Here is a 1,034-nt window from a genome sequence, read left to right on the forward strand (position 1 = left end):
TTCGGGGGTTGTCCGCCGAGGGATTTTGCCTTCCGGACCGGGGTGGGCGGTCAAGGGTGACCCGAAGGGTCATCGCGCAGCGACGCGGAGCGCAGCGCAGCGCCCTTGAGGGCCCGCCCCGGTCCGGAAACCCTCGGTCGGCGGACACCCCCACGCCGGGCGGCCTCCAGGGCCTGTCTCCTTGCAGGGCTATGGGCGCCATTCCGGCTGGTAGGCGGGATGCTCGGCGTACGACTGGCCAAGGACTCGCAGCGCGTATGCCAGCCCGGCAGAGCGGCAGTCCGAGGGGTCCATGGCTTTGTAGTCGTTCGCCAGTTGCTCGATCAGGTCGAGCATGGGGAGGTGGCTGTCGAGAAGAGCCTCGCTGCCCAGGGTGCCGGCCACGTAGGCATAGGCGTGGTTGTCGTCCATGATGCGTGCGACGAGGAACTCCACAAGATCGTCCATGTGGCCATCTTTGCGGGCAGCGCGCTTGGGCGGTCAAGCGGCTGTCCAGATGAGGATGGCGGCGAGGTGGAGTGCGGCTTGGTAGGCGATGGCGAGCTTGTCCGTTCGCATGGCCAGGTCGCGTCACTGCTTGAGTCGGTTGATGCACCGCTCGACGGCGTTGCGCTGCTTGTACGCCTCGGCGTCAGCGTCGGCCGCTGCCGGAACTGCGGCGAGGATGCGTTCCCAAGTCCCATCCACGGCCCACCTGATCAGCCGTTTATGAGCAGTCTGGAACGAGCCGAGCTCGTCCGGCAGGTCCCGCCAGGGAGAGCCGGTGCGGTACTTCCACGCGATGGCTTCCAAGATCCGGCGGTGATCGGCCCATCGCCGACCGCGGACCGGATCGGCCGGCATCAGCGGCTCGATCCGGTCCCACATCGCATCAGTGATCACTAATCGGACGGACACATCCGATCAACCGACAAACCGATCAAAGAGGCACGCTCTAGGTGTGTTGTCCGGGCAGGTTGGTGCCGCGGCTGGCGGGTGTTTGGCCGCCGATCCCGGTATGGGGTCGGTGGTAGTTGTACCAGTGCAGCCAGTCG

The 1,034-nt window shown here is 66.4% G+C and carries 2 protein-coding genes and 1 pseudogene; all 3 read right to left on the minus strand.

Going from position 1 to position 1,034, the window contains the following annotated elements; all coding sequences use genetic code 11:
- Positions 1–189 precede the first annotated feature (189 nt).
- Positions 190–447: a DUF6221 family protein gene (locus tag ACIQUQ_RS35235; RefSeq protein ID WP_403984264.1), complete on the minus strand. Its 258-nt coding sequence runs from the start codon at positions 445–447 to the stop codon at positions 190–192.
- 33 nt (positions 448–480) lie between these two features.
- Positions 481–897: pseudogene (locus ACIQUQ_RS35240) on the minus strand (transposase).
- Positions 898–934: 37 nt separating this feature from the next.
- A partial coding sequence (locus ACIQUQ_RS35245; protein ID WP_403984266.1) for an integrase core domain-containing protein occupies positions 935–1,034 on the minus strand: 100 nt, incomplete at its 5' end.

The organism is Streptomyces sp. NPDC101118 (assembly GCF_044759445.1).
In the GTDB taxonomy this organism is placed as follows: domain Bacteria; phylum Actinomycetota; class Actinomycetes; order Streptomycetales; family Streptomycetaceae; genus Streptomyces.